We start from the raw sequence: 23,745 nt of genomic DNA, 5'->3' as shown, positions 1-23,745 counted from the left end.
CCCCCCCCCCCCCCCCCCCCCGCCCCCCTCCCCCCCCCCCCCCCGCTCCCCCCCGCCGCCTTCCCCCGGCGGCGAAACCCCGCCGGTTCTTTTTTGCGGTATTCCGGTGGCAGTTTGCCTATACTTGCGCCGCCCCGGCCGCCGTCCTGTCAGCTTCGTGTCAGGCCGGGTGCCATAACTCGAGCAGAAAGTTCCCCGTACGGGGGCATTCTGTCAGTTTTGGGCCGATTGGCCGTAGCTGGCACAAGAAATGCCCCGCCGCTGCCGACTCGCTAGTAGTCTTTCCCTCCAACTTCAACATACCAAACCTAACACCACAGTATGGCAGTTAGCATCAAACCGCTGGCCGACCGCGTCATCATCGCACCGGCTGCCGCCGAAGAGAAAACCAAGTCGGGCATCATCATCCCCGACACGGCTAAGGAAAAGCCGCAGCGCGGCGAAGTCGTAGCCGTAGGCGAAGGCAAAGTGGCCGACAACGGCACTTTGGTGAAGCCCTCGGTATCGGTGGGCGACCAGGTGCTCTATGGCAAGTACGCCGGCACCGAAATCACCGTGGACGGTCAGGACTACCTGATCATGCGCGAATCGGACATTTTCGCCATCCTGTAATCATTCCCGCCTAAAACATCATAGCACAGCCCAATGGCAGCTAAACTCGTTCATTTCGACATTGAAGGCCGCAACAAGCTCGTTGCCGGCGTAGATAAACTGGCTAACGCCGTGAAGGTAACCCTGGGCCCGAAAGGCCGCAACGTGGTTATCGACAAGAAATTCGGTGCGCCGAGCATCACCAAGGACGGCGTGACCGTCGCCAAGGAAATCGAGCTGAAGGACCCCATCGAGAACATGGGCGCCCAGCTGGTGAAAGAGGTAGCCTCGAAAACGGCCGACCAGGCCGGTGACGGTACCACCACCGCTACGGTACTGGCCCAGGCCATCTACCGCGCCGGGCTGAAAAACGTCGCGGCCGGTGCCAACCCCATGGACCTGAAGCGCGGCATCGACAAGGCCGTGGTAGCTGTGGTAGCAAACCTGAAGGCCCAGTCGAAGAAAATTGAAAACTCGTCGGAAATTGCCCAGGTAGGCACCATTTCAGCCAACAACGACCAGGAAATCGGCAAAATGATTGCCGACGCCATGGACAAAGTGGGCAAGGAAGGCGTCATCACCGTGGAAGAAGCCCGCGGCACCGAAACCGAAGTAAAAACGGTGGAAGGCATGCAGTTCGACCGCGGCTACCTCTCCCCCTACTTCGTGACCAACGCGGAGAAGATGGAAGTGGAGCTCGACTCGCCCTTCATCCTGATCTACGACAAGAAAGTAAGCACCATGAAGGAGCTCCTGCCGGTGCTCGAGCAAGTGGTGCAGACGGGCAAGCCCCTGCTGATCATCGCCGAAGACGTGGACGGTGAGGCTCTGGCTACCCTGGTGGTGAACAAGCTGCGTGGCTCGCTGAAGATTGCCGCCGTGAAAGCCCCGGGCTTCGGCGACCGTCGCAAGGCCATGCTGGAGGACATTGCAGCCCTGACCGGCGGTACCGTTATCAGCGAAGAGCGCGGCTACAAGCTCGACAACGCGACCCTCGACTACCTCGGCCAAGCCGAGAAAATCATCGTTGACAAAGACAACACGACCGTTGTTAATGGCAAAGGTGGCAAAGAGGACATTCAGGCTCGCGTAGGCCAAATCAAGGCCCAGATCGAGACGACGACCTCGGACTACGACAAGGAAAAGCTGCAGGAGCGCCTCGCCAAGCTCTCGGGCGGCGTAGCCATCCTCTACATCGGTGCCAGCACCGAGGTGGAAATGAAGGAGAAGAAAGACCGCGTGGACGATGCCCTGCACGCCACCCGCGCCGCCGTTGAGGAAGGCGTGGTGCCCGGCGGCGGCGTAGCCCTGGTGCGCGCCCTCGACGCGCTGGAAGCCGTTGACACGAGCAACAGCGACGAGCGCACCGGCGTGAACATCATCCGCACGGCCCTGGAGGCTCCCCTGCGTACCATCGTGGCCAACGCCGGCGGCGAAGGCTCGGTCGTGGTGCAGAAAGTGCGTGACGGCCAAGGCGACTACGGCTACAACGCCCGCGAGGACCGCTACGAAAACCTGATGGCTGCTGGTATCCTCGACCCGACCAAGGTGACCCGCTTGGCCCTTGAAAACGCTGCTTCCATCGCCGGCCTGCTGCTGACCACGGAATGCGTGATTTCGGAGGAAGCCGAAGAAGAGAAAGGCGGAGGCGCCGGTGCTGCTGGTATGGGCGGCATGGGTGGCATGGGCGGCATGATGTAATTCAGCCGACCCGAGCTTTCCGCTCTGGTTTATGAAAAAGCCCCGCCGGCACTGCGCCGGCGGGGCTTTTTGCTTTACAAACGGCGCGCTCTAGCTACCTTGCCACCAATCGAGCAGTACCTCGCCCAGTACCCCGCCGAGGCGGCTCATGTTGAACCCGGCCGCCATCAGCAGCGCCAGGTACCGGACGGGCGCCCGCTGCGCCGTCAGCGTGGGCAGCAGCACGTTCAGGACGTTGTTGGCCGGATACAGAAGCGCCATGCCCGCCAAGGCCAGCGCCCAGCTGTTCGCTGACGAGGATACGGCGGTGGGCGTGGTGTTCAGAGCCAGCGCAGCTGCCCACAGCGCTGCGGAGGCGCCAAGCGCGGCTACGCACGCCACGACCAAGCGGCGCAGCATACCCGGTGCGCTGGCCGGCTGCCGACTGACCCATAGCCAGGCGAGCAGCAGCCCTATCAATGGCGCGACGACCATCAGCCCGACGCTCAGCGCCGAACTCATTTGCACGCCATCGTAAGTCAGGTTGGGCATTAGCACCATCAACGCCACTGCCAGCACGTCAAGCAGCATGAGCGCGACCAGCAAGCCCAGCGCGCCGAGGCCGGCCCGGAAACTACAGTAGCCCAGGGCCACTGCCGCCAGTCCGGCGCTGAGCACCTGCAGCGCCCAGGCAGGCTCAGCCCGCAACAGCCACCAGGCGCTACCGGCTGCCAGGGCCGTTAGCCCAGCCGCCGGCCCGAGCCACGGTCGATTCGCCAGGGCGGATTCTTCGGTTTCCACGGCGCCCGCCTTGGGCAGCAGCGCCAGCAACATGAGCACCGCGGCGGCACTGGCGGCGGTCATGCCCAGACCGGTGGGGTAGCCAAACCCCGAGGCCAGGGGCAGAACCATCGTTGACGCCATGAACGCGCCGGCCATGACAAAGGCCGTCAGCAGCACGAAGCCCGTCAGCTGGTTGCGCGCGTCGCGGGCGAAAAGCTGGCCTACCGTAGTATAAAGGGCAGGTGCCAGCAGGGCATTGCCCAAAACCTGTAGCACCAGGCCGACGCATACCAGCTCCCAGGCCAACGCACTGCTCAGACTGGCCCCGACCAGCACCAGCTGCCCCAGCAACAGCACCACGCCGCCGGCCAGCCGGGCCCGGGCCAAGCCCCAATACCGGTCGGCAATAAACGCCCCGACCAGCGGCAGCAGGCATAGCAGCGCATCGAGGGTGGTAAGCAAAGGACCAACCCGGGTCCGCGGCACCTGCAGCTGCTCCACCAGAAAAGTAGCGAGGACGCTGCGGGTGCCGTAGTAGCTCAGGCGCTCCAGGCCGATAATCATGCCCAGCCAGAGCAGGTTTGGGGTGGCTGAGGTACGGGGCCGGGCCGGCAGGGCGACGTATTGGTGCGTCATAGAGGGGAATAAGGGCGAAAAAAAGCCCGCCGAAATCAATCGACGGGCTTTGCAATAATCAGAATGACGAACGGGGCTTGCGCTTACGCTACCGGAGCCACCGGCTCGTCCATCATCTTGGTCAGCTTGCGGTAGATGACGAACAGAATGATGGAAGCGGCGGCCGACAGCACCACGAAAATCATAAAGAAGTCGTAGAGGCTGTGGATCTGGAAGCCCAGGAACGAGGGCCACTGGTAGGGAATTTCCAGCTCCTTGAGCTTGGCTACTACCTCGGCCGTGGCCTGCTGGGTGCCGTTGAGGATGGCGGGCAGGTCGATGCCAGCGTCGGCGGCTTTCTTGAACTCGCCGGGGCCGGCCGGGTACAGGCCCGAGAGCACGCCGGCCAGCTTGTTGCCGGCGGCGGTGGCCAGGAACCACACGGCCATCAGCAGCGAGGCGAAGCGGGCCGGGGCCAGCTTATTGACCAGCGCCAGACCGATGGGCGACAGGCACAACTCGCCGAAGGTGTGCAGCAAGTACATGGTAATCAGCCAGAACATGCTCACTTTGGTGTTGGCATCCACGCCCTTCACGCCGAAAGCAATGATGAGGTAGCCCACGGCCAGCAGCATCAGGCCGATGGACATTTTCAGCGGCGACGAGGGCTCGTTGCGGCCCAGGGCGCCCCAGAGCACGGCAAACACCGGCGCGAAGATGATGATGAACAGCGCGTTGGCCGACTGGAAGAACGAAGCCGGCACGGTGTAGGTATCGGTCAGCTGCCGGTTGGTTTGCTCGTCGGCGAAGAAGGTCAGCGAGGCGCCGGCCTGCTCAAACGCGCCCCAGAAGAATATTACGAAGAAGCTCAGGATGAGAATCACGTAGATTTTTTCCCGCTCCCGCGAGGTCAGGGAGTTGTCGGCCAGCACGGCCATGGGCATTACAATCATGGCCGAAAAGACCAGCGCGCCCACCCAGTCGTAGTTCATCAGCCAGGCAATGGCGGCGTACACCACCACGAACACGCCGATGAGCATGGGCAGCTTGCTGGCGAAGCTCTTGGCGGCGGGCTGGGCAATGGTTTCGCTGCGCACGGGGGCGGCGGTGTCGGCCGGAATCTGCGAGGCGTGGGCCACGGTGCGCTCGGGCTTGGCGCCCAGCGGGGCGCCCGAGGCGGTTACCACGTATTTCTTTTTGAACAGCTCGAACGTGAGCGAACCAACGAGCATGCCGATGCCGGCGGCTAGGAAGCCCCACTTAAAGTCGGCGGGGTTGCCGGTGTCGCCCAGGGTGCCGCAGACCAGCGGCGAGAAGAACGCGCCGAGGTTGATGCCCATGTAGAAGATGGTGTAGGCGGCGTCGATGCGCTTGTCGCCGGCCGGGTACAGCGTACCCACCATCGAGGAAATATTCGGTTTGAAGAAGCCGTTGCCAAAGATCAGGCAGCCCAGGCCCAGGAAAAAGAGGGCCAGCTGCATGGTGGGCACGCTGGTTTGGCCGGCTTGGTAAAAGGAGGCGCTGAAAAACAGAGCAAACTGTCCCAAGGCCATTACCAGGCCACCTACCAGGATGGAGCGGCGGTTGCCCCAGTAGCGGTCGGCCACGTAGCCCCCAAGCAGCGGCGTGAGGTAGACCAGCGAAGTGTAGTTGCCGTAAATGAGCGAGGACGTCTCCTTGTTGAGCAGCAGCGCCTTGATCATGTACAGCGACAACAGGGCGCGCATGCCGTAATAGCTGAAACGCTCCCACATTTCGGTGGCGAAGAGCACGTACAGGCCCTTCGGGTGCCCGGAGCTGGTGGGGGTCGGCGGCGGCGCCTGGGCGGTGGCTACTTGCATGAGTGCGGGGAAGATGGAGTAGGGGTGAGAGAAAAAAGGTAGCAAAAAAGCCCGACAGCGCCCGGGGCGGGGCTGGGGCTTACGGGTAAATCTAAGAAATCTTTCTAATTTCTGATGCCGTAAGGAAGCTTACAAGTGTTAGCGCAAACGTTTGCAGTCCTAACGGTTTTTCGCCTACTTTTGTCTCACCAATCCCCTGTCCCACCCCAATTTCCAATCCCATTCCGTGCTTATGATGGAAACTGCTGCTTCCACCAATGCCCTGAACCGCCTCAAGCCCCTGGGCATCAGCCAGGCGAAGGAGGTTTGCCTGAACCTGACGCCCGCCGAACTGGTGGAAGAGGCGCTCAAGAACGGCGAAGGCACCCTGACCGACACCGGCGCACTGATGGCCGACACCGGCAAGTTTACCGGCCGCTCGCCCAAGGACCGCTTCGTGGTGAAGGACGAACACACCGCTGATTCCGTGTGGTGGGGCGACATTAATATCGCGTTCAGCCCCGAGAAGTTTGACCAGCTGCACGAGAAGATGGTGGCCTACTTGGCCGATAAGAAAATCTACGTGCGCGATGCTTACGCCGGCGCCCACCCCGACTACCAGCTGAAGCTGCGCGTAGTGAACGAGCTGGCTTGGCATAACCTGTTCTGCAACAACATGTTCCTGCGCCCTGAAGCCGGCGCAGACACCTCGTGGGACCCGGACTTCTCCATCATCTGCGCCCCCGGTTTCGAGGCCGACCCGAGCGTGGACGGCACCCGGCAGGCGAACTTCGCCATCCTGAACTTCTCGAAGAAGATGATTCTGATCGGCGGCACGGGCTACGCCGGCGAGATGAAGAAGGGCATTTTCGGGGTGCTGAACTACCTGCTGCCCCATGAGCACAACACGCTGGCCATGCACTGCTCGGCCAACGTGGGCAAAGACGGCGACACGGCCATCTTCTTCGGCCTCTCGGGCACGGGCAAGACGACCCTGTCGGCCGACCCGAACCGCGGGCTGGTGGGCGACGACGAGCACGGCTGGATGCCCGGTGATGCCGGCATCTTCAACTTCGAAGGTGGCTGCTACGCCAAGGTTATCGACCTCTCGCGCGAGAAGGAGCCCGAAATTTGGGACGCCATCAAGTTTGGCAGCATCGTGGAGAATACCCGCTTCCTGCCGGGCACCCACACGGTGGACTACGCCAACAAGTCGGTAACCGAAAACACCCGCACGGCTTACCCCATCAACTTCATCCCGAACGCGGTGGAGCCCTCGGTGGCCGGCGTACCGAAGAACATCTTCTTCCTCACGGCCGACGCGTTTGGCGTGATTCCGCCCATCTCGCGCCTGGATAAGTCGCACGCCATGTACCACTTCATGTCGGGCTACACCGCCAAGGTGGCCGGCACCGAAATGGGCGTGACCGAGCCGCAAACCACTTTCTCGGCCTGCTTTGGTCAAGTATTCCTGCCCCTGCACCCCACCAAGTACGCCGAGATGCTGGGCCAGAAAATGGAAGAGCACCCCGACGTGAACGTGTGGCTGATCAACACCGGCTGGACCGGCGGCGCCTACGGCACCGGCCACCGCATGAAGCTGAGCTACACCCGCGCCATGATTACGGCCGCGCTGGAAGGCAAGCTCAACGACGTGGAATTCCACAAGCACCCGATTTTCGGGGTGGAAGTGCCCGCCTCGGTGCCCGGCGTGCCGGAGGAAATCCTGGAACCCCGCAATACCTGGGAGGACAAGGAAGCCTACGACAAAACGGCCAACGACCTGGCCCACAAGTTCATCGACAACTTCCAGAAGTTTGCCGACTTCGCCAACGAAGAAATTCTGGCCGGCGCGCCGAAAGCCGCCGTGGAAGCCTAAGACACTACTGCCACTCTACCTACAACCTCACTTCACTCACCAAAAAAGCCCCGCGGCAGTTGCCGCGGGGCTTTTTGTTTATACTTCGAGGCCGTCGGCAATGGGGTGACCCAAGCGCTGCAGCAGGGTTTTCAGTTCCTGGTACACCGCGGCATCGGCCTGCACCTCGTGGCCGGTGCCGGTGCGCATTCGGTCACATTGAAAGCAGATGTTCAACACGCTGCGCAAGCGGCCATCGGCGGCGTGAAAGGCTAAGGCGTCGCGGTAGACCGGGCTGCACATCCAATCAAAGTGCCGTAGCACCGCCCGGCTCAGCAGCGCCCCAATTTCCCTTGCGGCCGCGGCATCGAGCGTGGTGATGGGCGTTGCGGTGAGGTTGAAAGCGGAGCCGTCGGTGGTGAGCGGGCTGTTGAGCAATTCGCTGCTGAAGGCCTCGCACCGGCGCAAAGCGGCGCGGAACTGCTGCAATTGCGGGCCAGTGCTGCTCAATAGTTGAAGGCGCAAGGCCCGTTTTTCCTGGTCGGCCGCGTGCTGCAGTTGTTGCAGTTTGGGGCCGCGGTTGAAGGAATAGGTGACGAGGTACTCAAACGGCGGCAACTGCTGCCAGAACTCAACCGACGTCATGCGAAAAGAAATCAGCGTTTTGAGCGGCCTCTTGCGCGTCAGCTACGGTATTTATTGGGTGGCCCAAGGCCGTTAGCACCCGCCGCAACTGGTCGTACACCGCTGGGTCCGCTTCCACAAATTCTCCCGCTTGATTCTGCAGGTAGCGACACTGCAGACAAATATTTAACGTCTCCACAATGCGCCCCGCAGCGTCGTGAAATACCAGCGCGTCGCGGAATATGGGGCGGCACCCTGCGGCCAAACTCTCCCCAACGGGAGTCATTATCACAGCGCGCAGCAGCCCGAGTGCCTCATCCGTACGATTGACCCGCGCGATGAGGCTGGCGGTAATGTCAAAACAGCCGTCCGCGGTGGTCAGCGGCACATCTTGGCGCTGGCCAAACTGCGCTAGTTCCTGCAGGTGCTGCCGTAGGGCGCGCTGCCCCATAAAGCGGGCCGTGCGCAACTCCTGCTGCAAGGATTGGCGCAGGGCGGCGGCGGTTCGGGTTAAGCGTTGCAGCTTGGGGCCGCGGTTAAAGGAATACGTGGTGACATACTCAAACGGCGGTAATCGGAGCCAGAACTCAACCGACGTCATGCCGCCACCTCCCCTGCTAGCCCGCGGAGCCCCTGCTTATTGGTGAGCTGGTCTGTACTGACCTCGGCGCCGTCTGCCACCGGCAGGTAGCTCACTGCCGCTGCTGATTGGCCTGGCCGGTACTTTCCGCTGGCTTGTTGCTGACTGTATTTGGCGCGAAGCATAGAATAAACGATGAAGCCGCCGAAGATAAGCGCCCGCAACCACCCGAGCGGCTGAGCGACAACGCAACGGCCCGCTGGCTTGCGCCAACGGGCCGTAAACTGCAACCGCGCTGAGCGGCGATATGGCCGAGCGTTTACGCCATGGGCAAGCGTGCGGCGTTTTGGGTCAGCCACGCGTCAAATGTGAGAAGCTCGGGGTTCAGCTCGCGCGAAAAGGCCACGTCGCGGGCGCCCACGTAGTGCTGCTCGAAGTCCCGGTTGGCCTGAAACATATTGCCCAGGTCCTCGGCGCCGGGAAAGCCGAACTGCCGGTAGGCGGCGGGCTCGACGGCGTGGTAGCGCACCTCCCGGCCCAGGGCTCGGCTCAGGGAGGCGGCCATGTCGTGCCAGGTGAGCTGTTCACCGGCGACACCCACGGTTTGGCCGATCAGGGCCGTCCCTTTTTTAAAGATGCCGTAGGCGCAGCGGCCGATGTCCTCGGCGGCAATGGAGGACAGGCGCTTGTCGCCCATGGGAAAGACCACGGCCAGGGAGCCGTCGGCGGCGGGCTGCGGGCCCATGCCGAAGTGAATGAGGTTTTCCCAGTAGAACGAGGTCAGCAGGAAGGTGGTGGGCACGCCCAGGTCGCGGAAATACTGGTCGGCCTCGCCCTTGGCGTCGGTGTGCGGCACCTTGTAGCGGCCGTGCAGGGTGGGCATCCGGTCGTCGTCGAGCGGTACCCACTGGCGCACGTCCTCCAGCGTCGACCAGATGACGTGCTGCACCTGCGCCTCCTTGGCAGCTTCGGCCAAGTGCCGGGCTTCGGCCAGTTCGCGTTCGGGCGAAAAATGGTCCCAGAAAAAGGTCACGCAAAAGGCCCCATAAGCTCCCTGCAGGGCGCGGCGCAGGCTCTGCGGGTCGTCGAGGTCGGCCTGCACTACTTCGGCGCCGAGGCGGGCTAGTTCGCGGGCTTTATCGGAGTCGGGGTTGCGGGTGATGGCGCGCACGGCAAACTCGCTGGCAGCGTCCCGCAGAATGGCGCGGACCAAGCCGCCGCCCTGGGCGCCGGTAGCGCCGAATACGGCAATGATTTTTTTGTCAGTCATGAGGGTGAAAACGCGTTGTGAACTCCCGAAAGTAGCCCGTTGGCCCAGGGCTGGGAATAGCATATTCGGGGCGGAGCTTACACCGATCAGCCGCCACGAGAGCCACCTCAAAATCTACAATTACTAAACAATCAATCGATTATGATCAATCTTAACACCATTACCCAATCAGCCGCGTCACATGCTTGTGTGGTTGTCGGCGCCGGTGCAGCGCCCCACTTTCGCAGTGACCGGCCAGCCCGCCGCCTGCTGCGGCGCGGCGTAGGCCGGTGTTCGTTGCCATGCTCCTTGCCTCGCCCCGCACCCCGATTATCGAAGTAGAACGCCGCATCCGCATTGCGGCCCCGCTGCCCACCGTCTTTGCCCTGGCCGCCGACCTGCGCCACGACGCCCGCTGGCGCCGCGAAATTCACCGCACCCTGCTCGACGGCCCCGCGCCCGGGCCCGGCGTGGTGGCTACCGAAGACGCGTTTCTCTCCCCCACCTGCCCCCACGCCCTCACGCGTCTGGGCTACGTGGCCTACGAGCCGGAGCGCTACGTGCGCTGCACTGCGCTGGCCGGTGAAGCCGCCTGGCAGGACGTGGAACGGCGGTTCCAGCCCGCAGGCCCCGCCCATACCGACCTCACGTACACGTTGCGCTTCGAGTTGGCGGTGGTGCAGCGCGGCCTGCGCCTTGCTCCGCCGCAGTGGCTGCTGCGCGGCTACACCCGCTGGATGATGGGGCGCTACCTGCGCCGGCTGCAGCGGCTGCTCGAACGAGGCGCCGCGGCCTGACGCCGCCGGCCGAAGCGTTACGAGCCGAGTCGGCAACAAAAAAGGCTCTACCCGCGTGGGTAGAGCCTTTTTTGCGTGGTAAAGCCGGCGGCCGTTAGGGCAAGTCCTCGTGCCGCGTCTGCGTCGAATACCGGTGGTCGTGGCCCGTCCAGCTCCCGCCGGCCCGGCCTTGGTCGGCGCGGTTCAAATCGGCGGCGTAGCCGGCCGGGCGGCCGTCGTCGGGGGTGCTGCGCGGGTGGTAGCCGTTGCCGGCCCGGTCACGGTCAGCCGCGTCGTGGCTGCGCGACTTGCTCAGCCAAGTGGCCAGTGCCAGGCCGGCGCCCACGGCCAGGGCGGTTTTCAGCACCGGGCTCTTGCTGGTCACGGCCGCCGTGTAGTAGCTCGACTCCCGGGTGTGGCCGGGGTAGTTGCCGCGCTCTTCCAGGGCGCCCATGGGGCGGTCCAGGGCGTTTTGGTGCAGGGGGCGCGGGGCGTAATCGGCCTTTTCCTGCTTCGAAAACGACTTCTCCATGAACTTGTCGAGCAGGCCCGGCGTCCAATGCTCCATGCCAATCATGGCGCGGCCGCCGCCGCCCACCACCACGTTGCGCTCGGGGGCGCTGGCGCTGTGCAAGATGGCGCGGGCCACGGTTTCGGGCGCGTAGGCGGGCGGGGCGTGCTTGGCCTCCCGCTCCATGAAGTTCTTGGCGTGAATGGGGTACGGCGTGTCGATGGCCGCGGGCTGAATGAGTGTGACGGACACCGGCGCCCCGTCCATTTCCAGCTCCATGCGCAGGCCGTCGGTAAAGCCCTTCACGGCGTGCTTGCTGGCCGAGTAGATGGTTTGCAGAATGGCCGTGATGTCGGAGAGGATGCTGCCCACGTTGATCAGGGCGCCGCCGCGCTGCTTGAGGTGCTTCACGGCTTCCAGGGAGCCGTTGACCAGCCCCCAGAAATTGACCTCGAATAGCTGGCGCATGTCCTCGACGGGCGTGTCCTCCACCTTGCCGTAGATGCTCACGCCGGCGTTGTTGACCCAGGTATCGAAGCCGCCGAAGGCCTGCTGGGCTTTCTGGGCAATGGTTTGGGCGGCGCTGGGCTCGGCCACGTCGATGGCCACGTACACAGCCTGGCCGCCGTCCTGCTTAATTTCGCTTACGAGCTGGCGCAGGGCTTCTTCGGAGCGGGCGGCCAGCACCAGTTTGGCGCCCTTTTTGGCGGCCATGCGGGCCGTCACGAGGCCGATGCCGGAGGAGGCACCGGTGATGACAATAACCTGGTCTTTGAGCTTTTTGAGTTTCAGGGCCATTGGTTGTGTGGGCTTGGTGTGGATTAAAAAAGGACGGGTTGTAAGCTTTCTTGTACGGCGGGCCCGCGGCTTCGGTACGAACTTTTTTTGCCGGACCTTTGTGCAGCCCTCGGCGCGCCGGACGCGTCGTTGGGCTCTTTTCCCGTTTCCGAATGCGTTTCCTCTCCCTTTCTGTCCGCCGCGCTTTGCGGGCGGCTGCCCCGTTTACGGCCGCAGCGCTGCTGCTGCTCTCCCCCGCCGACGCCTCCGCCTGGGGCCGCGAAGGCCACCGCACCATTGCGCTGATTGCCCAGAAGCACCTTTCCAACAAGGCCGCGGCGCAGATCAAAGACCTGCTCGGCGACAAATCCATTGCCGACGTGGCCTCCTGGGCCGACGAGGTGCGCAACCAGCCCGAATACAAGGGCACCGGTGCCTGGCACTTCGTCAACCTGCCGCTGGGCTACGGCTTCGGCGAGTTTGAACAGCAGCTGAAGGCCAAAACCGAGGCCAACGCCTACCAGGCCCTCAACGACAACCTCAAGCTCCTGGCCGACCCCAAGCAGCCCCGTGAAAAGCGCATCGACGCCCTCAAGTTCGTGGTGCACCTGGTCGGCGACATCCACGAGCCCATGCACGTGAGCCGGGCCGAGGACAAAGGGGGTAATGACATTCAGCTGCAGTTTCAGGGCGAGGGCACCAACCTGCACCGTATGTGGGACAGCGGCTTGATCCACGCCCAAGGCCTTTCGGACGACAAAATGGCCGCCGATTACGACCACCCCGACAAGCAGATTGCCGCCACCTGGGCCAAGTCGCCGGTGGAGCAGTGGCTGTTCGAATCGTACTTGGTGAGCACCAAGCAGTACGCCGAGGCGCCCAACGGCACCACGCTCGACGCGGAGTATTACAAAAAACACATCGACGAGGTGCGCGTGCGCCTGCAGCAGGGCGGCATCCGCCTGGCCGAAGTGCTTAACAAGGCGCTGAATTAAGCGGCAGTGCTCTTACGTACCGCGGCCGGCGCCGCGTCGGTCTCCGACGCGGCGCCGGCCGCGCCTTTTTCGGGCGACGTTTCCTTAATGAGCCGCGCCAGTGTATCCTTTAGGCCTTGGCCGGCGCGCAACGGCCACTTGCCCGCCGGCCCTACCTTTGCCCCATCATGCCCCATACCTTCTACGCCCCCGACCTCGCCGGCGCCGCCTATACCCTGCCCGAAGACGAAAGCAAGCACGCCGTGCGGGTGCTGCGCCTGCAGCCCGGCGACGCGGTGGTGCTCATCGACGGCCGCGGCGGGGTGTACCAGGCCGAGGTCAGCGACGACAACCCCAAGCGCTGCCAGCTGCGCATCACCGGCGAGCAGCAAGTGCCGCGCCGCGCCTACGAGGTGCACGTGGCCGTGGCGCCGACCAAAAACCTCGACCGCATGGAGTGGCTGGTGGAAAAAGCCACTGAAATCGGCATCGACCGGCTGACCTTTCTGCGCTGCGCCCGCTCCGAACGGCGCGAGCTGAAGCTCGACCGGCTCGAGCGCATTGCCGTCAGCGCCCTGAAGCAGTCGGGCCAAGCCTGGCTGCCCCGGCTCGACGAGCTGACGGATTTTGGCGCGTTCGTGGCGGCGGTGGCACCCGCTACCACGTTCATCGCCCATTTGGCCGACGATGACCGCACTTCCCTGGCCCAGGTGGCAGCGCAGGGTGCGGGCTGCTGCATCCTCATCGGCCCCGAGGGCGACTTCACCCCCGACGAAATTCAGCTGGCGCGCGGGCGCGGCATCCGGCCGGTGGCCCTGGGCCTCACCCGCCTGCGCACCGAAACGGCCGCGCTAGCCGCCTGCCACACGGTGCACGTGGCGCGGGAACTGGCCTAGCCCCACCGCGACGCGCCCCCACTCCGACTTACAGGAGCGCGGCTATGGCCGGCCGCGTCGTCGTGGCGGCGGCTGGGCCAGCACCAGCAGCCGCCGTCGCGGAAACGGCTACCGCGCCCGCGCGCAGCTGCCAAAGTACCGTCAGGTGGGCCAGCAGCACCAGGGGCACCACCACGCCGGGCAGCCACACGAACGGAAACTGCAGCACGGCCACGTTGGGCTGCTCGAAGCCCCACTGCTGCAGGGGCCCGGGTATGGCCAGCACGGCGTTGACGATGATGTTTAGCAACGTCGCCAGGCCGAGCACATTCCACGCCCGCAGGGCAGTGCGCCCCCAGCGCGGCCGGCGAAACGCGAAGTAGTACACCAGCGGCGCGCTGAGCCCGGCCAGGATGTCCCAGTTGCGGCCCTCAAAGGTCATCAGCCGCGGCACGCTTCCCAGCAGGTATAGGCCCAGCAGCGTCAGCTCCACCGGCACGCGCACGACGTGCAACAGGGTTAGCTGATCGGGGCGCAGGCCGGCCAGGAAGCGGCGGCCCCGGGCCGTGGCAAACAGCAGCCCGATGCCGAGCAGCGGCGGGCCCAGGAGCAGTGCTGTGCGGGGCGGAAAGGCGTCGGTTTTCAGGAAAAAGCCCGCCAGAGCCGCCGCGCCTTGCAACACTAGAAACGCGAGCAGCCAACCGAGCACCCGGGCGGAGCGGTGGGCCGCCCGGTAAAAAAGCCAGCCGGCCAAGCCGGTGATGAGCCCGAAGGCGAGGCTGAGGACAATGAGGGAGCTGGTCATGGCCGGAAACGGTTAGGGTGAACGACGACCCAAAGGAAGCGGCCCCGCGCCGCGCCCGGCTTGCCAAATGGCAGGAAATAACGGCGGGCTATTTTTTCCCGGCCGCGGCCTTTCGCAAGCGGCTCAGGGAGGTGTCGGTCACGCCCAGGTAGGAGGCCACGTCCTTGAGCGGGGCGTGCTGCACAATGTCGGGGTGGGTGGCCAGCAGATGCTCGTAGCGGGCGGCGGCCGGGGTAGTTATCATTTCCAGCATGCGCGTCTTGAGGGCCGCAAAGCCGCGCACCAGCACTCCGCGGCCGAACTCGCGAAACTCCGGCCGGGCGTGAAACAGCCCGTTGAGCTGCGCGTAGCTCAGGGCCCAGCCGCTGCAGTCGGTCAGGGCCTGGAAGTTTTCCTGCGAAGGCGTGCGCATGAAAAAGGACGACACTTCCAGTACCACCTGGCCGCTGGCGAAGAAGCCGGTCGTCACGTCGTGGCCATCGGTGTCGTAGGCGAAGCTGCGCACGTAGCCGCTGGTCAGCAGCAGGTATTCGTCGCTGACTTTGCCGGCCCGCAGCCACAGCTCGTGCCGGCGGAGCTGGCGCGGGCAGAACGTCTGCGCGATGTCGGCGGCCTGCGCCGCGCTGATGCTGCCCGTGCTCTGCAAAAAGGTGCGTAGGGAATCCTGGTTCATGGCAGACGCCGGGTTGGGGGACGGAATCGAAGCGGCCGGTGGCCCGGGCTTGCCCGGGAGCAACGCGGCGTGCGTACTTTGCGTCGTTGCGGCGCCCGGGCCGGCTCCGAACTTTCCGCGCCGGCCTGCAATTATAAGGCACGCCCTTCACCTCGCTCCTACCTGCCATGTTTCGCTACCTGCTGCTCTCGGCGGCGCTGCTGTTTTCCCTCGTTGCCGCCGGCCCGGCCGCGCCCAGCTTTCAGATTGCCCGCCTGCAGTACGGCGGTGGGGGCGACTGGTACGGCAACAAAACCTCCCTGCCGAACCTGATCCGTTTCTGCAACCAGACGCTCAAAACCAACATTGCGCCCGAGGAAGCCGTGGTGGAGCCCGATTCGCCCCTGCTGCTGCAGTACCCCTTCGTGCACATGACCGGCCACGGCAACGTCACCTTTACCGACGCGGAAGCCAAAAACCTGCGCCGCTACTTGCTCGGCGGCGGCTTTCTGCACATCGACGACAACTACGGCCTGGACAAATACATCCGGCCCGAGATGAAGAAGGTGCTACCCGAGCTGGACTTCGTGGAGCTGCCCTTCTCCCACCCCATCTACCACCAGAAATTTCCCTTCCCCAAGGGCCTGCCCAAAATCCACGAGCACGACGGCAAGCGGCCCCAGGGCTTCGGGCTGGTGTACAAGGGCCGGCTGGTGTGCTTCTACACCTACGAGTGCGACCTGGGCAACGGCTGGGAAGACCCCGAGGTGTACAAAGACCCGGTGGAAAAGCACGAAGAAGCCCTGCGCATGGGCGCCAACCTGCTGGCCTACGCGCTGACCCAGCAGTAGCGTGCAGATTACCTACTCCGCCTTTTCGAGCCAGCCCACCCCGGCCCAGCTTGACACGTACCCGGGCGCGGCGCTCTGGTATTTGCTCGACGGCGACCTGCTCATCACCGAGCACGGCCGCACGTTCTGGCAGGAAGATTTCCCGCTGTTTCGCTTGGCCGCCCTGCTGCACCACTGGCTGGCGTACCGCCCCGCGCCCCTGGACGAGTCGCGCCTGGTGGTGGAAGACTTCCGCGACGAGCCCGCCCTGGTCATTCGCCGGCAAGCCCCGGACGTGACGCTCACGTGGACGGAAGAAGGCCGCGCCGTGAGCAGCGTGGCCGTGATTGAAGCCGAGTTTACGCGCGCCAGTCAGGCCTTCCTGCAGCAGCTGCAAACCGACGTGCAAGTGCGCTTCGGCGTCGACATGCACCCGCTGCTCCGGGGCATCCCGTTTTAAGGGCTGCGGCGGCCCGGGGCGGACTATCCCGGCACCGCCTGCGGTTCCAGCCGCGCCATTTCCCAGCCGATCAGCGCCTTTTTGGTGACGGAGCCCCAGCGGTACTCGCCGAGCAGGCCCTCCTTGCGGATGACGCGGTGGCAGGGAATGAGCACGGCCACCGGGTTGGCGCCCACGGCCGAGCCCACCGCCTGCAGGGCCTTGGGCTGGCCGATGGCCCGCGCCACGTGCTGGTAACTGACCACCTGCCCGACGGGCACCCGCAGCAGCGCCTCCCACACCTTCACCTGAAAGTTGGTGCCGCGCACCAGCAGGTGCAGCGGCTGCCCGGCCCGCGGCGCAAAGGCCCGCGCCAGCAACGGCGCCGTACGGGCGGCATCGGGCACCCATTCGGCGTGGGGCCAGCTGCGGCGCAGCTCCTGCAAAGCCGCGGCCGGGTCCGGGTGCTGGGCATCGAGCAGGTGCAGGCCGCAGATGCCGCGCTCGGTAGCGGCCAGCAGCGCCGGGCCGAAGGGCGTCGGGTGCACGCCGTAGCCGATGCACAGGCCCGCGCCGCCGCTGCGGTACTCGTGCGGGGTGGCGGCTTCCAGGGTCACGAACAAGTCGTGCAGGCGCGAGGGGGCCGAAAGGCCGGCGTCCTCGGCGGCTTCGGCCAGGTTGCCGGCCGCGGCCAGCCGCGCTTTGAGAAAATCGGCCGTGAGAAACTGCACGAAGCGCTTGGGGCTGATGCCGGCCCATTCGCTGAACAGGCGCTGGAAGTGAAACGGGCTCAGACTCACGGCCGCGGCCACTTCCTCCAGGCTGGGCTGGCGGCGGAAGTTGGCTTCTAGAAACCGGATGGCCTGGGCAATGCGCTGGTAGTCGGGGTTGAGGGATTCGGCGGGTAGCATGCACCAAACTTACCGCCGCCCGCGCCCCGTTCCGACCCGATTCTTGCGGACTTGGCCTACCGCCGCACCTCGAGGCGAATGGCGGGATGCCGCTGGGCCACCTGCGGCAAGGCTTCGGCAGCGTGCCCACGCAGCTCGGCATCGAAGAAGGCGGTGAGCAATTCCGCCGTCAGGCGCAGGCCCTGCGCCCCGTCGACGCGGCCGAAGCGGTGCTGGCGCAGCTTGGCGGGCACCGCCGCGGGAGGCAGCAGGGCGGCGTCCTGAAAGTTGCTGTGGTAAAAGCCGGGCAGCCGCACCCGGTACGCGGCGGGGGCCGGCGCCTGCAGTTGCGCCCACACCCGCTGGCGGCGGGCTTCGGAGCGGTCTTGCTGCTCCCAGGTTTCCACCGGCTGCCCATCGAGGCCGGGCGGCTCTGACGTGAGGTAGAGCACCGGCTGCGCCAGGCGGCCGGTCGTTTCCGCTTCGTCGAAGTCGCCGTCGAGGTTGGCCACGGCGCCCAGCAAAGCCCCGGCCTGGGCCGCGCCCACGGCCGCCGTCCCGCCGATGGAATGGCCCACAGCGCCTACCCGACTCAGGTTCAGGCGTCCGCGCACGGGGCTATCGGGTGCCGCGTTGAGCTCGTCCAGCTGCCGGCGCACGAAGCGAAAATCGGCTACCAGCGGGCCGTGCTCGTGCAGGCCGCTGCCTTCCAGCAATTGGCCGTTGCGCAGCTGCACCACGCCGGCGTACTGCGGCGGGGCCCAGGCCACCACGACGTAGCCCTGGCTGGCCAGTTCTTCGAGCAAGGCGCTGTAATCGGTGGGCAGCCAGTTCAGCCCGGGGGCAAACAAGAGCACGGGCAGGGCCTGGGCCGCTGGGGCCACCGGAGCCTGCCGCTGCGCCGTCGTGCGCAGGCCCAGCAGCGCCGTAGCTGCCCCCGCCCCGAGTCGGCGCGTCAGCTGGGCGTGGTAGCGCTGCGCCCAGGCCGCCGCGGGCAGCACGCTGTCGGCGGCCGCGGGGGTTGCCGGGCGCGCCGTGGGGTAATACACCCATACCGGCAACTCGCGCTGCCGGGTGGCGTCGGTCCAGTACCGCAGCGTGCGGCCTACCCCAAAAGGCCCGGTGGGCGTGGGCAGGCGCAAGCTGACCACGGGTTCTTGCGCGGCCGCTTGATCGGCCGCCTGGTCAGCGGCCCCGGGGTGGCAGGCGCTCAAGCTGAGCCAGGCCGTGAACAACAGTCCGCCGTAACGCATAGGCAGAGGTCAGGAAATAACTCGGGGCTAGCGGATGCCCATTTCCGGAAAGCGGCCCTTCTTGGTGCGGTAAAACGCTTTGATTTTTTCCTCGTCCTGCTCGTAGTTGCCCGTCGGGTACACCGCCGGCCCCACGCCGGCTTCCTTGCGGCTGTAATCGAGGAAGCCGAGCAGAATGGGCACGCCGGCGGCCTGGGCCACGTGGTAGTAGCCGCGGCGCCAGCGGGGCTGGTACTTGCGCGTGCCTTCCGGGGTGATGAGGATGATTAGGTCGGGGTACTGCTGAAACAGCTCGGTCATGGCTTCCACCATGCTGTTGTTCTTGCTGCGGTCGATGGGCAGGGCGCCCAGGCTCAGCAGCAGCTTGCCCAGCAGCGGAATGTTGGTCCACTCGTGCTTCACGGTGAAGCGCACGTTGCGGCGCATCAGGAAGAACGCGGCGCGGGCGTACATAAAGTCCCAGTTGCTGGTGTGCGGGGCGGCAATCATCATGGCCTGCCGAATGTCCGGCGGGATGCCGGAGGCCAGGCGCCAGCCCGTAATTGCAAACCAGAACTTGGAAAAGGCCAGCCAGAAGCTGTTCATAGGGGCAACGGGAAAAGAAGCGTCGGGGGAAAAGCCAACAAAGCTAGCCAAAATCCCCGGCGGGCGCCACCAGCAGGGCTGCCAGCGCCGCGGCCTGCGCCATCGTGTGCTGGTAGCCAATGTCGAACAAGGCCGCGGCGTGGCGCAGGTCGGCCACCCGGTAGTCGCGCAGCTCCGGGGGCTGCAGTACCAAGGCGCAGCGGGCCAGACGCGGGGCCACGTTGGTGCCAATGGCGAGCATAAACGTGCGCTCGGCCACGTGCCGGATGCTCTCGATGCGCCCCTCGGGGTTGAACACGTTGGTGTGCGCCCCCAGCACCACCAGCTCGGGCCGGTCGAGCAGGGGCTCCACCGGCAGGTTGTTGAGCAGCCCGCCGTCGACCAGCACCCGCCCCCGGTACTCGATGGGCTGGCAGAGTACCGGCACGGCACAGGAGGCCAGCAGCGGCGGCACCAGCGGCCCTTCGTCGAAAAACACGGTTTCGCCCGCGGCCAGGTCGGCGGCCGACAGCGTGACGGGCAGGCTCAGGTCGGCGAAGGTCTGGTTACCGGGCAGGTGGGCCGCAAACAGCTTTTCCAGCAGGGCCAGGCTCACCAGCCCCCGCCGGTACGCCGGCCGGATCAGCCGCAGAAAGCGCGTGTCGGTGAGCAGGCGCAGCACCTCACGCGGCGGAATGCCGGCCGCGAAGAACACCGCCGCCAGCCCGCCCGAACTCACGCCCGACATGGCCCCGATGGGCAACTGCAACTCCCCCAGCGCCTCCAACATGCCCAGGTGGGCAATGCCCCGGGCCGCCCCGCCCGACAGGGCAATTCCTAGCTTGCGCGTGGCCACGGCTTACAGGTCGCTCAGGCGCAAGGTATCGGCCAGGCGCACGCCCCGCTCGGTCATTTGCACGGTGCAGGCTTCGGTGTGCGCGTCGTGCTCGAGCACCAGCACCCACTGCTCCTCGGCGGCGCGGCGCAGCACTTGCTCCTTTTCCAGCAGCGTCTGCAGGGGACGCACGTCGTAGCTCATTACCCAGGGCATGGGCAAATGAGCCGTGGAAGGCAGCAAATCGGCCATAAATGCCAGCTTGCGCCCCTTGTAGTCGAGCACGGGCACCATCATTTTCTCGGTGTGCCCGTCGGCAAATACGATGTCGCGCAGCATGGGCAGCTCGGCGGGCACGCCCTGCCCTGGGTCGACAAAGCGCAGGTGGCCGCTTTCCTGGATTGGCAGGATGTTTTCGGTCAGAAAGGAGGCTTTTTCGCGGGCGTTGGGCGCCGTGGCCCAGTCCCAGTGGCTCTGGTTCGACCAGTACGTGGCGTTCGGAAACGCCAGTTCCAGCTTGCCATCGGCGGTGCGCACCACCGAGCCGCCGCAGTGGTCGAAATGCAAATGGGTCAGAAACACGTCGGTAACGTCGGCCGCGGTGAAGCCCTGCTGACGCAGAGAGCCTTCAAGTGTCGCGTCGCCGTGCAGGTAGAAGTGCCCACGGAATTTCTCGTCTTGCTTGTTGCCAATGCCGTTGTCGACGAGCACCAAGCGGCCCGCGTCCTCGATGAGCAGGCAGCGCATGGCCCAAGTGCACATATTGTTGTCGTCGGCCGGGTACTGCCGCGACCAAAGGGATTTGGGCACGACGCCGAACATGGCGCCGCCGTCGAGTTTAAACAGGCCGGTATCGAGGGTGTAAACGTTCATGGGCGCAAGATGCACAAAGCCGCCGGACCCGTTGTGGCGGATCCGGCGGCTTCGCTAGGCCCGGCAGCGGGCGACGATTAGTGCATCCAAGCCAGCATGCCCCGGAAGGGGTTGCCGGAACCGCGGTAGGGCGTATAGTTGGGACGGTGCGTGTGCGGCTTGCCTTTCATCAGGGCTTTTACATAACGCGGCCGCGGGCGGGCTTCCGCTTGGCCAGCGCAGCCAAGCACAATCAGAGCGAGCAGAAGTACCAGTTTGTTCATAACTCAGAAGGCTTAAAGGTCCGTTACTGAGACTAATTTATAACATAACCAATCATATAAACCAAATAACAAGAAAATAATATGATTATTTACACAATTACAAGGTTAAGTTAAATTGCTTAATTATATAATTTAACTTATAAAAGCCTTAACAATATCAACCATACCTGTCTGAAAGTCCGCGTTTCCGGCTTGTTGGGGCACTAATAGCTCGACGCCACTCCACTCATCACATCATAATGTGATATCTCCAATCAGGCTTTTTGCGTTTTGCCAGGAAGTTGGATTCACGATTGTTTTTTACCCTCATGGACGACGCCTACCTCTCCGCCCTTGGCTTCGAGCAATGGGTCAGCCAGCTGCCCTTGCAAACCACCATGTACGTGCACCGCTGCCCAGCCCAGGATGGAGCCCGCCTCTACCTAGCTATTCCGCCCGCGGCCGCGCCGGAAAGTGCTCCTGCCTGCCGCGCCCGGTTCGAAGCCCAAGTGGAGCGCTTCTTCCGCAAACACGGCGGCCGCCGGTCTGCCCCGGCACCCCAGCCCGTTTCCCTTGCCTAAGGCATCTGCGGCTCTTGCCGGCAGGCATCACATATATATGTGATGCCGCCCGTACGTTGCCGGCGTACCTTCGCGCCCACTGCCCTAGCCCGGCAACATTGGTGAACAAAGGAAAAGCCTCGCCCCGCCGGGAGAGGCTTTTTTCGTGCGCGCTGGTTTGCCGGCGCGCACGAAAAAAGCAAAAGGCCCTGCAGCGCGATGCTGCAGGGCCTTTGCGGTCCGGACGGGACTCGAACCCGCGACCTCCGCCGTGACAGGGCGGCATTCTAACCGACTGAACTACCGAACCAAGGTAACCCGCTCTGGAAGCCGTGTGCTTTCCGTTAAGGTGCTGCAAAGGTAAGGCGGGTTTTCATATTTCAAAACCTGAAAAGCGAGTTAAACGCTAAAAAAACGCCCTTCCCACCGCATAAAATTGGTTATGAAGGATATAGGCCGAGTAATTTTTTTTGAAAAAATTACTCGGCCACGGCTCAGCGGCTTATTTGATATCCACCAGCTCCACGTCGAAGCGCAGCACGGCGTGCGGGGGAATGTCGGCGCCGGCGCCGCGGGCGCCGTAGGCCAAGCCGGAGGGAATCAGCAGCACGGCCTTGGCGCCTTTGCTGAGCAGCGGAATGCCTTCGTCCCAGCCCGGTATTACCTGGCCCACGCCGATGGGAAAGTCAATCGGCTGGCCCCGCTTAAACGAGGAGTCGAATTCCTTGCCGCTGAGCAAGGTACCGCGGTAGTGCACCGAGACGGTCTGGCCTTTGGTAGGTTTGGCCCCGCTGCCGGGCTCCGTCACGATGTAGTAGAGCCCCGAGGCGGTTTTCTGGGCTTGCAGGTTGTTTTGCTGCAGGTATTCCTGGATAAGCTTGTCGTCGACGGGCTTCTGCTTTTCTTCCAATTGCTTGGCCTGGGCCTGCGCGGCATTCATCATCTGCTGCTGCGCGGCCATGGCGTCGGCTTGGCTCTGGATGGCGGCTACCTTCACCAACAAGCGCATGGTATTGCCGTGCTTCTTGATCTGGGGCGGCGCCGGCTGGCCGGAGCTTTTGAGGGAAAGCGAATCGGCGTTGAAGCGGAACACGGCCGAGTCGCCGGCCTGCAGCAGGGAAATGGCCTCCTCCAGCCCGCCCTTACGCACCACGGCCTCCAGCGGCACGCGTACCGGGTAGCCCCCGGTTTGCTTGCGCGACTGAAACAGCACCGAGTCCTTGGCGGTGCGGTATTCCACGTGCAGTGCCATTACCTGGCCGATGCGCTTGGCGTAGGCCGCGGCGGCCGTAGCGGGCACCACGGCCGGCTGGCGCGTGTAGCGCCCGTTCACGCGCTTGTAGATGCGGTACTCAATGCCTGATTTCAGGCGGTTGTATTGGGGCGGCTGGGCCTGCACGGGCTTGGCCGCGGCGGCTTTGGGCTTAGCGGGGGTGGGGTTGGTTTGGTTCGGCTTGGTTTGAAAAGCCAGCAGCGCGGCCAAGCCCAGCCCGGCCAGGGCGCAGCTCGCCGGTGTATTCCAACGGGTCATCGTCGTTCGCATCGAATAAGGAAAAGGAACCGAAAGATAGGCGGCGGGCCCAGAACTGCCGGGCGGGTGGTTGCGCCGGGCCTGCGCAACTGCCCGGTACGGTCGGGCGTGCTTGGCTTGAAGCGGGCCAGCCCCCGCCGGCGCAGTAACCCGGCAAGCGCACCTTGGTTAGCAGAGATGTTGGCGCCGCGGGGTTCGGCTCGGCAAGGCGCGAATGGGCGGAAAAAGCAAAAGGCCCTGCAGCGCGATGCTGCAGGGCCTTTGCGGTCCGGACGGGACTCGAACCCGCGACCTCCGCCGTGACAGGGCGGCATTCTAACCGACTGAACTACCGAACCAAGGTGCAATGTGGCCGGGGCGTTTCCCCGATTGCGCTGCAAAGGTAGGGGCCTGTTTTGCCGCTTTCCAAGCCCGGGGCAAAAGTTTTTTACCAAATCGTTACCCGACGAGCTGTTGTGGCTGATAGCCAACCAGAAAAATTTCGGACGCCCCGGCTAAACTTTTCGCCGCCGCCGCCCAAAATAGCCGTGCCATGCTTGGCGCGCGTCGCTTACCTTT

Annotated in this window: 24 protein-coding genes and 2 tRNA genes; 9 read left to right on the top strand and 17 right to left on the bottom strand. The window is 64.5% G+C overall.

From position 1 onward, the window contains the following. Positions 1 to 321: 321 nt before the first annotated feature. Both groES and groL read left to right on the top strand, forming a co-directional pair. Positions 322 to 612, top strand: coding sequence for a co-chaperone GroES (gene groES / locus LJ737_RS24190; protein WP_059070617.1), 291 nt, complete (start codon positions 322 to 324; stop codon positions 610 to 612). 33 nt (positions 613 to 645) lie between these two features. Further along, positions 646 to 2,292, top strand: coding sequence for a chaperonin GroEL (gene groL, locus LJ737_RS24185; RefSeq protein WP_227769344.1), 1,647 nt, complete (start codon positions 646 to 648; stop codon positions 2,290 to 2,292). A gap of 90 nt (positions 2,293 to 2,382) precedes the next feature. On the opposite strand, the gene LJ737_RS24180 is transcribed toward groL, so the two are convergent. Beyond that, positions 2,383 to 3,690, bottom strand: coding sequence for an MFS transporter (locus LJ737_RS24180; protein WP_227769343.1), 1,308 nt, complete (start codon positions 3,688 to 3,690; stop codon positions 2,383 to 2,385). Positions 3,691 to 3,773: 83 nt separating this feature from the next. Continuing rightward, positions 3,774 to 5,510 (bottom strand): peptide MFS transporter, encoded by a 1,737-nt coding sequence (locus LJ737_RS24175; RefSeq protein WP_227769342.1) that lies wholly within the window; start codon positions 5,508 to 5,510, stop codon positions 3,774 to 3,776. Positions 5,511 to 5,745: 235 nt separating this feature from the next. On the opposite strand from LJ737_RS24175, the gene pckA reads away from it, so the two are divergent. Beyond that, positions 5,746 to 7,368, top strand: coding sequence for a phosphoenolpyruvate carboxykinase (ATP) (pckA, locus tag LJ737_RS24170; protein WP_410779965.1), 1,623 nt, complete (start codon positions 5,746 to 5,748; stop codon positions 7,366 to 7,368). Positions 7,369 to 7,446: 78 nt separating this feature from the next. On the opposite strand, the gene LJ737_RS24165 is transcribed toward pckA, so the two are convergent. The 3 genes from LJ737_RS24165 to LJ737_RS24155 all read right to left on the bottom strand — a co-directional run bounded on the left by LJ737_RS24165 (position 7,447) and on the right by LJ737_RS24155 (position 9,821). Next, positions 7,447 to 7,992, bottom strand: a complete 546-nt coding sequence (locus tag LJ737_RS24165) for a hypothetical protein (RefSeq protein WP_227769340.1) — start codon at positions 7,990 to 7,992, stop codon at positions 7,447 to 7,449. Further along, positions 7,979 to 8,572 carry a hypothetical protein gene (locus LJ737_RS24160; protein WP_227769339.1) on the bottom strand — a complete coding sequence of 198 codons (594 nt, stop codon included), beginning with the start codon at positions 8,570 to 8,572 and terminating at the stop codon, positions 7,979 to 7,981. Before LJ737_RS24160 ends, LJ737_RS24165 begins: the two co-directional genes overlap by 14 nt. A gap of 298 nt (positions 8,573 to 8,870) precedes the next feature. Beyond that, the gene (locus tag LJ737_RS24155; RefSeq protein WP_227769338.1) at positions 8,871 to 9,821 is read right to left on the bottom strand and encodes an NmrA/HSCARG family protein; all 951 of its coding nucleotides are present in this window, start codon (positions 9,819 to 9,821) and stop codon (positions 8,871 to 8,873) included. Positions 9,822 to 10,102: 281 nt separating this feature from the next. On the opposite strand from LJ737_RS24155, the gene LJ737_RS24150 reads away from it, so the two are divergent. Then, entirely contained in the window at positions 10,103 to 10,597 is a 495-nt protein-coding gene (locus LJ737_RS24150) for an SRPBCC family protein (protein WP_227769337.1), read from the top strand. A gap of 94 nt (positions 10,598 to 10,691) precedes the next feature. Here LJ737_RS24150 and LJ737_RS24145 read toward each other — a convergent pair whose 3' ends face one another. Continuing rightward, a complete protein-coding gene (locus LJ737_RS24145) occupies positions 10,692 to 11,885 on the bottom strand; it encodes an SDR family oxidoreductase (protein ID WP_227769336.1) in 1,194 nt (397 codons plus the stop codon). A 152-nt stretch (positions 11,886 to 12,037) separates the two neighbouring features. On the opposite strand from LJ737_RS24145, the gene LJ737_RS24140 reads away from it, so the two are divergent. Continuing rightward, positions 12,038 to 12,859, top strand: a complete 822-nt coding sequence (locus LJ737_RS24140; RefSeq protein WP_227769335.1) for a S1/P1 nuclease — start codon at positions 12,038 to 12,040, stop codon at positions 12,857 to 12,859. Positions 12,860 to 13,026: 167 nt separating this feature from the next. Continuing rightward, complete coding sequence (locus LJ737_RS24135; protein ID WP_227769334.1) at positions 13,027 to 13,734, top strand: 16S rRNA (uracil(1498)-N(3))-methyltransferase; 708 nt, start codon at positions 13,027 to 13,029, stop codon at positions 13,732 to 13,734. A 28-nt stretch (positions 13,735 to 13,762) separates the two neighbouring features. Here the strand turns inward: LJ737_RS24135 and LJ737_RS24130 are convergent, their stop codons facing one another. Together LJ737_RS24130 and LJ737_RS24125 are read right to left on the bottom strand one after the other, a co-directional pair. Then, positions 13,763 to 14,518: a DUF8737 domain-containing protein gene (locus LJ737_RS24130; protein ID WP_227769333.1), complete on the bottom strand. Its 756-nt coding sequence runs from the start codon at positions 14,516 to 14,518 to the stop codon at positions 13,763 to 13,765. Between the two features lie 88 nt (positions 14,519 to 14,606). Beyond that, entirely contained in the window at positions 14,607 to 15,191 is a 585-nt protein-coding gene (locus LJ737_RS24125; protein WP_227769332.1) for a Crp/Fnr family transcriptional regulator, read from the bottom strand. Positions 15,192 to 15,358: 167 nt separating this feature from the next. Between LJ737_RS24125 and LJ737_RS24120 the strand changes: the two genes are divergently transcribed. After that, positions 15,359 to 16,021 (top strand): DUF4159 domain-containing protein, encoded by a 663-nt coding sequence (locus LJ737_RS24120; RefSeq protein WP_227769331.1) that lies wholly within the window; start codon positions 15,359 to 15,361, stop codon positions 16,019 to 16,021. 1 nt (position 16,022) lies between these two features. Continuing rightward, positions 16,023 to 16,460: a hypothetical protein gene (locus tag LJ737_RS24115; protein WP_227769330.1), complete on the top strand. Its 438-nt coding sequence runs from the start codon at positions 16,023 to 16,025 to the stop codon at positions 16,458 to 16,460. Positions 16,461 to 16,483: 23 nt separating this feature from the next. On the opposite strand, the gene LJ737_RS24110 is transcribed toward LJ737_RS24115, so the two are convergent. The 6 genes from LJ737_RS24110 to LJ737_RS24085 form a co-directional block, all read right to left on the bottom strand. Continuing rightward, entirely contained in the window at positions 16,484 to 17,350 is an 867-nt protein-coding gene (locus tag LJ737_RS24110; protein WP_227769329.1) for a methylated-DNA--[protein]-cysteine S-methyltransferase, read from the bottom strand. 56 nt (positions 17,351 to 17,406) lie between these two features. Next, a complete protein-coding gene (locus LJ737_RS24105; protein WP_227769328.1) occupies positions 17,407 to 18,582 on the bottom strand; it encodes an alpha/beta hydrolase in 1,176 nt (391 codons plus the stop codon). A gap of 27 nt (positions 18,583 to 18,609) precedes the next feature. After that, positions 18,610 to 19,167, bottom strand: coding sequence for a 1-acyl-sn-glycerol-3-phosphate acyltransferase (locus LJ737_RS24100; RefSeq protein WP_227769327.1), 558 nt, complete (start codon positions 19,165 to 19,167; stop codon positions 18,610 to 18,612). A 43-nt stretch (positions 19,168 to 19,210) separates the two neighbouring features. Next, entirely contained in the window at positions 19,211 to 20,002 is a 792-nt protein-coding gene (locus LJ737_RS24095) for a patatin-like phospholipase family protein (RefSeq protein WP_227769326.1), read from the bottom strand. 3 nt (positions 20,003 to 20,005) lie between these two features. Continuing rightward, entirely contained in the window at positions 20,006 to 20,854 is an 849-nt protein-coding gene (locus LJ737_RS24090; RefSeq protein ID WP_227769325.1) for an MBL fold metallo-hydrolase, read from the bottom strand. A 77-nt stretch (positions 20,855 to 20,931) separates the two neighbouring features. Beyond that, positions 20,932 to 21,117, bottom strand: coding sequence for a hypothetical protein (locus LJ737_RS24085; protein ID WP_227769324.1), 186 nt, complete (start codon positions 21,115 to 21,117; stop codon positions 20,932 to 20,934). Positions 21,118 to 21,425: 308 nt separating this feature from the next. On the opposite strand from LJ737_RS24085, the gene LJ737_RS24080 reads away from it, so the two are divergent. Further along, positions 21,426 to 21,677: a hypothetical protein gene (locus LJ737_RS24080; protein ID WP_227769323.1), complete on the top strand. Its 252-nt coding sequence runs from the start codon at positions 21,426 to 21,428 to the stop codon at positions 21,675 to 21,677. A 215-nt stretch (positions 21,678 to 21,892) separates the two neighbouring features. Here LJ737_RS24080 and LJ737_RS24075 read toward each other — a convergent pair. The 3 genes from LJ737_RS24075 to LJ737_RS24065 form a co-directional block, all read right to left on the bottom strand. Continuing rightward, a tRNA-Asp gene (locus LJ737_RS24075) sits at positions 21,893 to 21,966 on the bottom strand. Between the two features lie 192 nt (positions 21,967 to 22,158). Then, entirely contained in the window at positions 22,159 to 23,199 is a 1,041-nt protein-coding gene (locus LJ737_RS24070) for an FKBP-type peptidyl-prolyl cis-trans isomerase (RefSeq protein WP_227769322.1), read from the bottom strand. A 252-nt stretch (positions 23,200 to 23,451) separates the two neighbouring features. After that, a tRNA-Asp gene (locus LJ737_RS24065) sits at positions 23,452 to 23,525 on the bottom strand. Positions 23,526 to 23,745: the final 220 nt, after the last annotated feature.

This window comes from Hymenobacter sp. 15J16-1T3B (genome assembly GCF_020711235.1).
Classification (GTDB): Bacteria; Bacteroidota; Bacteroidia; order Cytophagales; family Hymenobacteraceae; genus Solirubrum.
This window is presented reverse-complemented; position numbering and strand designations above follow the sequence as displayed.

Excerpts from the sequence above, each read along its gene's own strand:
- LJ737_RS24135 (WP_227769334.1), top strand. The coding sequence starts at position 13,027 with ATGCCCCATACCTTCTACGCCCCCGACCTCGCCGGCGCCGCCTATACC.
- LJ737_RS24155 (WP_227769338.1), bottom strand. The coding sequence starts at position 9,821 with ATGACTGACAAAAAAATCATTGCCGTATTCGGCGCTACCGGCGCCCAG.
- LJ737_RS24085 (WP_227769324.1), bottom strand. The coding sequence starts at position 21,117 with ATGAACAAACTGGTACTTCTGCTCGCTCTGATTGTGCTTGGCTGCGCT.
- LJ737_RS24175 (WP_227769342.1), bottom strand. The coding sequence starts at position 5,510 with ATGCAAGTAGCCACCGCCCAGGCGCCGCCGCCGACCCCCACCAGCTCC.
- LJ737_RS24120 (WP_227769331.1), top strand. The coding sequence starts at position 15,359 with ATGTTTCGCTACCTGCTGCTCTCGGCGGCGCTGCTGTTTTCCCTCGTT.
- LJ737_RS24150 (WP_227769337.1), top strand. The coding sequence starts at position 10,103 with ATGCTCCTTGCCTCGCCCCGCACCCCGATTATCGAAGTAGAACGCCGC.
- LJ737_RS24130 (WP_227769333.1), bottom strand. The coding sequence starts at position 14,518 with ATGACCAGCTCCCTCATTGTCCTCAGCCTCGCCTTCGGGCTCATCACC.
- LJ737_RS24090 (WP_227769325.1), bottom strand. The coding sequence starts at position 20,854 with ATGAACGTTTACACCCTCGATACCGGCCTGTTTAAACTCGACGGCGGC.
- LJ737_RS24100 (WP_227769327.1), bottom strand. The coding sequence starts at position 19,167 with ATGAACAGCTTCTGGCTGGCCTTTTCCAAGTTCTGGTTTGCAATTACG.
- LJ737_RS24180 (WP_227769343.1), bottom strand. The coding sequence starts at position 3,690 with ATGACGCACCAATACGTCGCCCTGCCGGCCCGGCCCCGTACCTCAGCC.
- groES (WP_059070617.1), top strand. The coding sequence starts at position 322 with ATGGCAGTTAGCATCAAACCGCTGGCCGACCGCGTCATCATCGCACCG.
- LJ737_RS24140 (WP_227769335.1), top strand. The coding sequence starts at position 12,038 with ATGCGTTTCCTCTCCCTTTCTGTCCGCCGCGCTTTGCGGGCGGCTGCC.
- LJ737_RS24160 (WP_227769339.1), bottom strand. The coding sequence starts at position 8,572 with ATGACGTCGGTTGAGTTCTGGCTCCGATTACCGCCGTTTGAGTATGTC.
- LJ737_RS24165 (WP_227769340.1), bottom strand. The coding sequence starts at position 7,992 with ATGACGTCGGTTGAGTTCTGGCAGCAGTTGCCGCCGTTTGAGTACCTC.
- LJ737_RS24105 (WP_227769328.1), bottom strand. The coding sequence starts at position 18,582 with ATGCGTTACGGCGGACTGTTGTTCACGGCCTGGCTCAGCTTGAGCGCC.
- LJ737_RS24070 (WP_227769322.1), bottom strand. The coding sequence starts at position 23,199 with ATGCGAACGACGATGACCCGTTGGAATACACCGGCGAGCTGCGCCCTG.
- LJ737_RS24080 (WP_227769323.1), top strand. The coding sequence starts at position 21,426 with ATGGACGACGCCTACCTCTCCGCCCTTGGCTTCGAGCAATGGGTCAGC.
- LJ737_RS24145 (WP_227769336.1), bottom strand. The coding sequence starts at position 11,885 with ATGGCCCTGAAACTCAAAAAGCTCAAAGACCAGGTTATTGTCATCACC.
- pckA (WP_410779965.1), top strand. The coding sequence starts at position 5,746 with ATGGAAACTGCTGCTTCCACCAATGCCCTGAACCGCCTCAAGCCCCTG.
- LJ737_RS24125 (WP_227769332.1), bottom strand. The coding sequence starts at position 15,191 with ATGAACCAGGATTCCCTACGCACCTTTTTGCAGAGCACGGGCAGCATC.
- LJ737_RS24110 (WP_227769329.1), bottom strand. The coding sequence starts at position 17,350 with ATGCTACCCGCCGAATCCCTCAACCCCGACTACCAGCGCATTGCCCAG.
- groL (WP_227769344.1), top strand. The coding sequence starts at position 646 with ATGGCAGCTAAACTCGTTCATTTCGACATTGAAGGCCGCAACAAGCTC.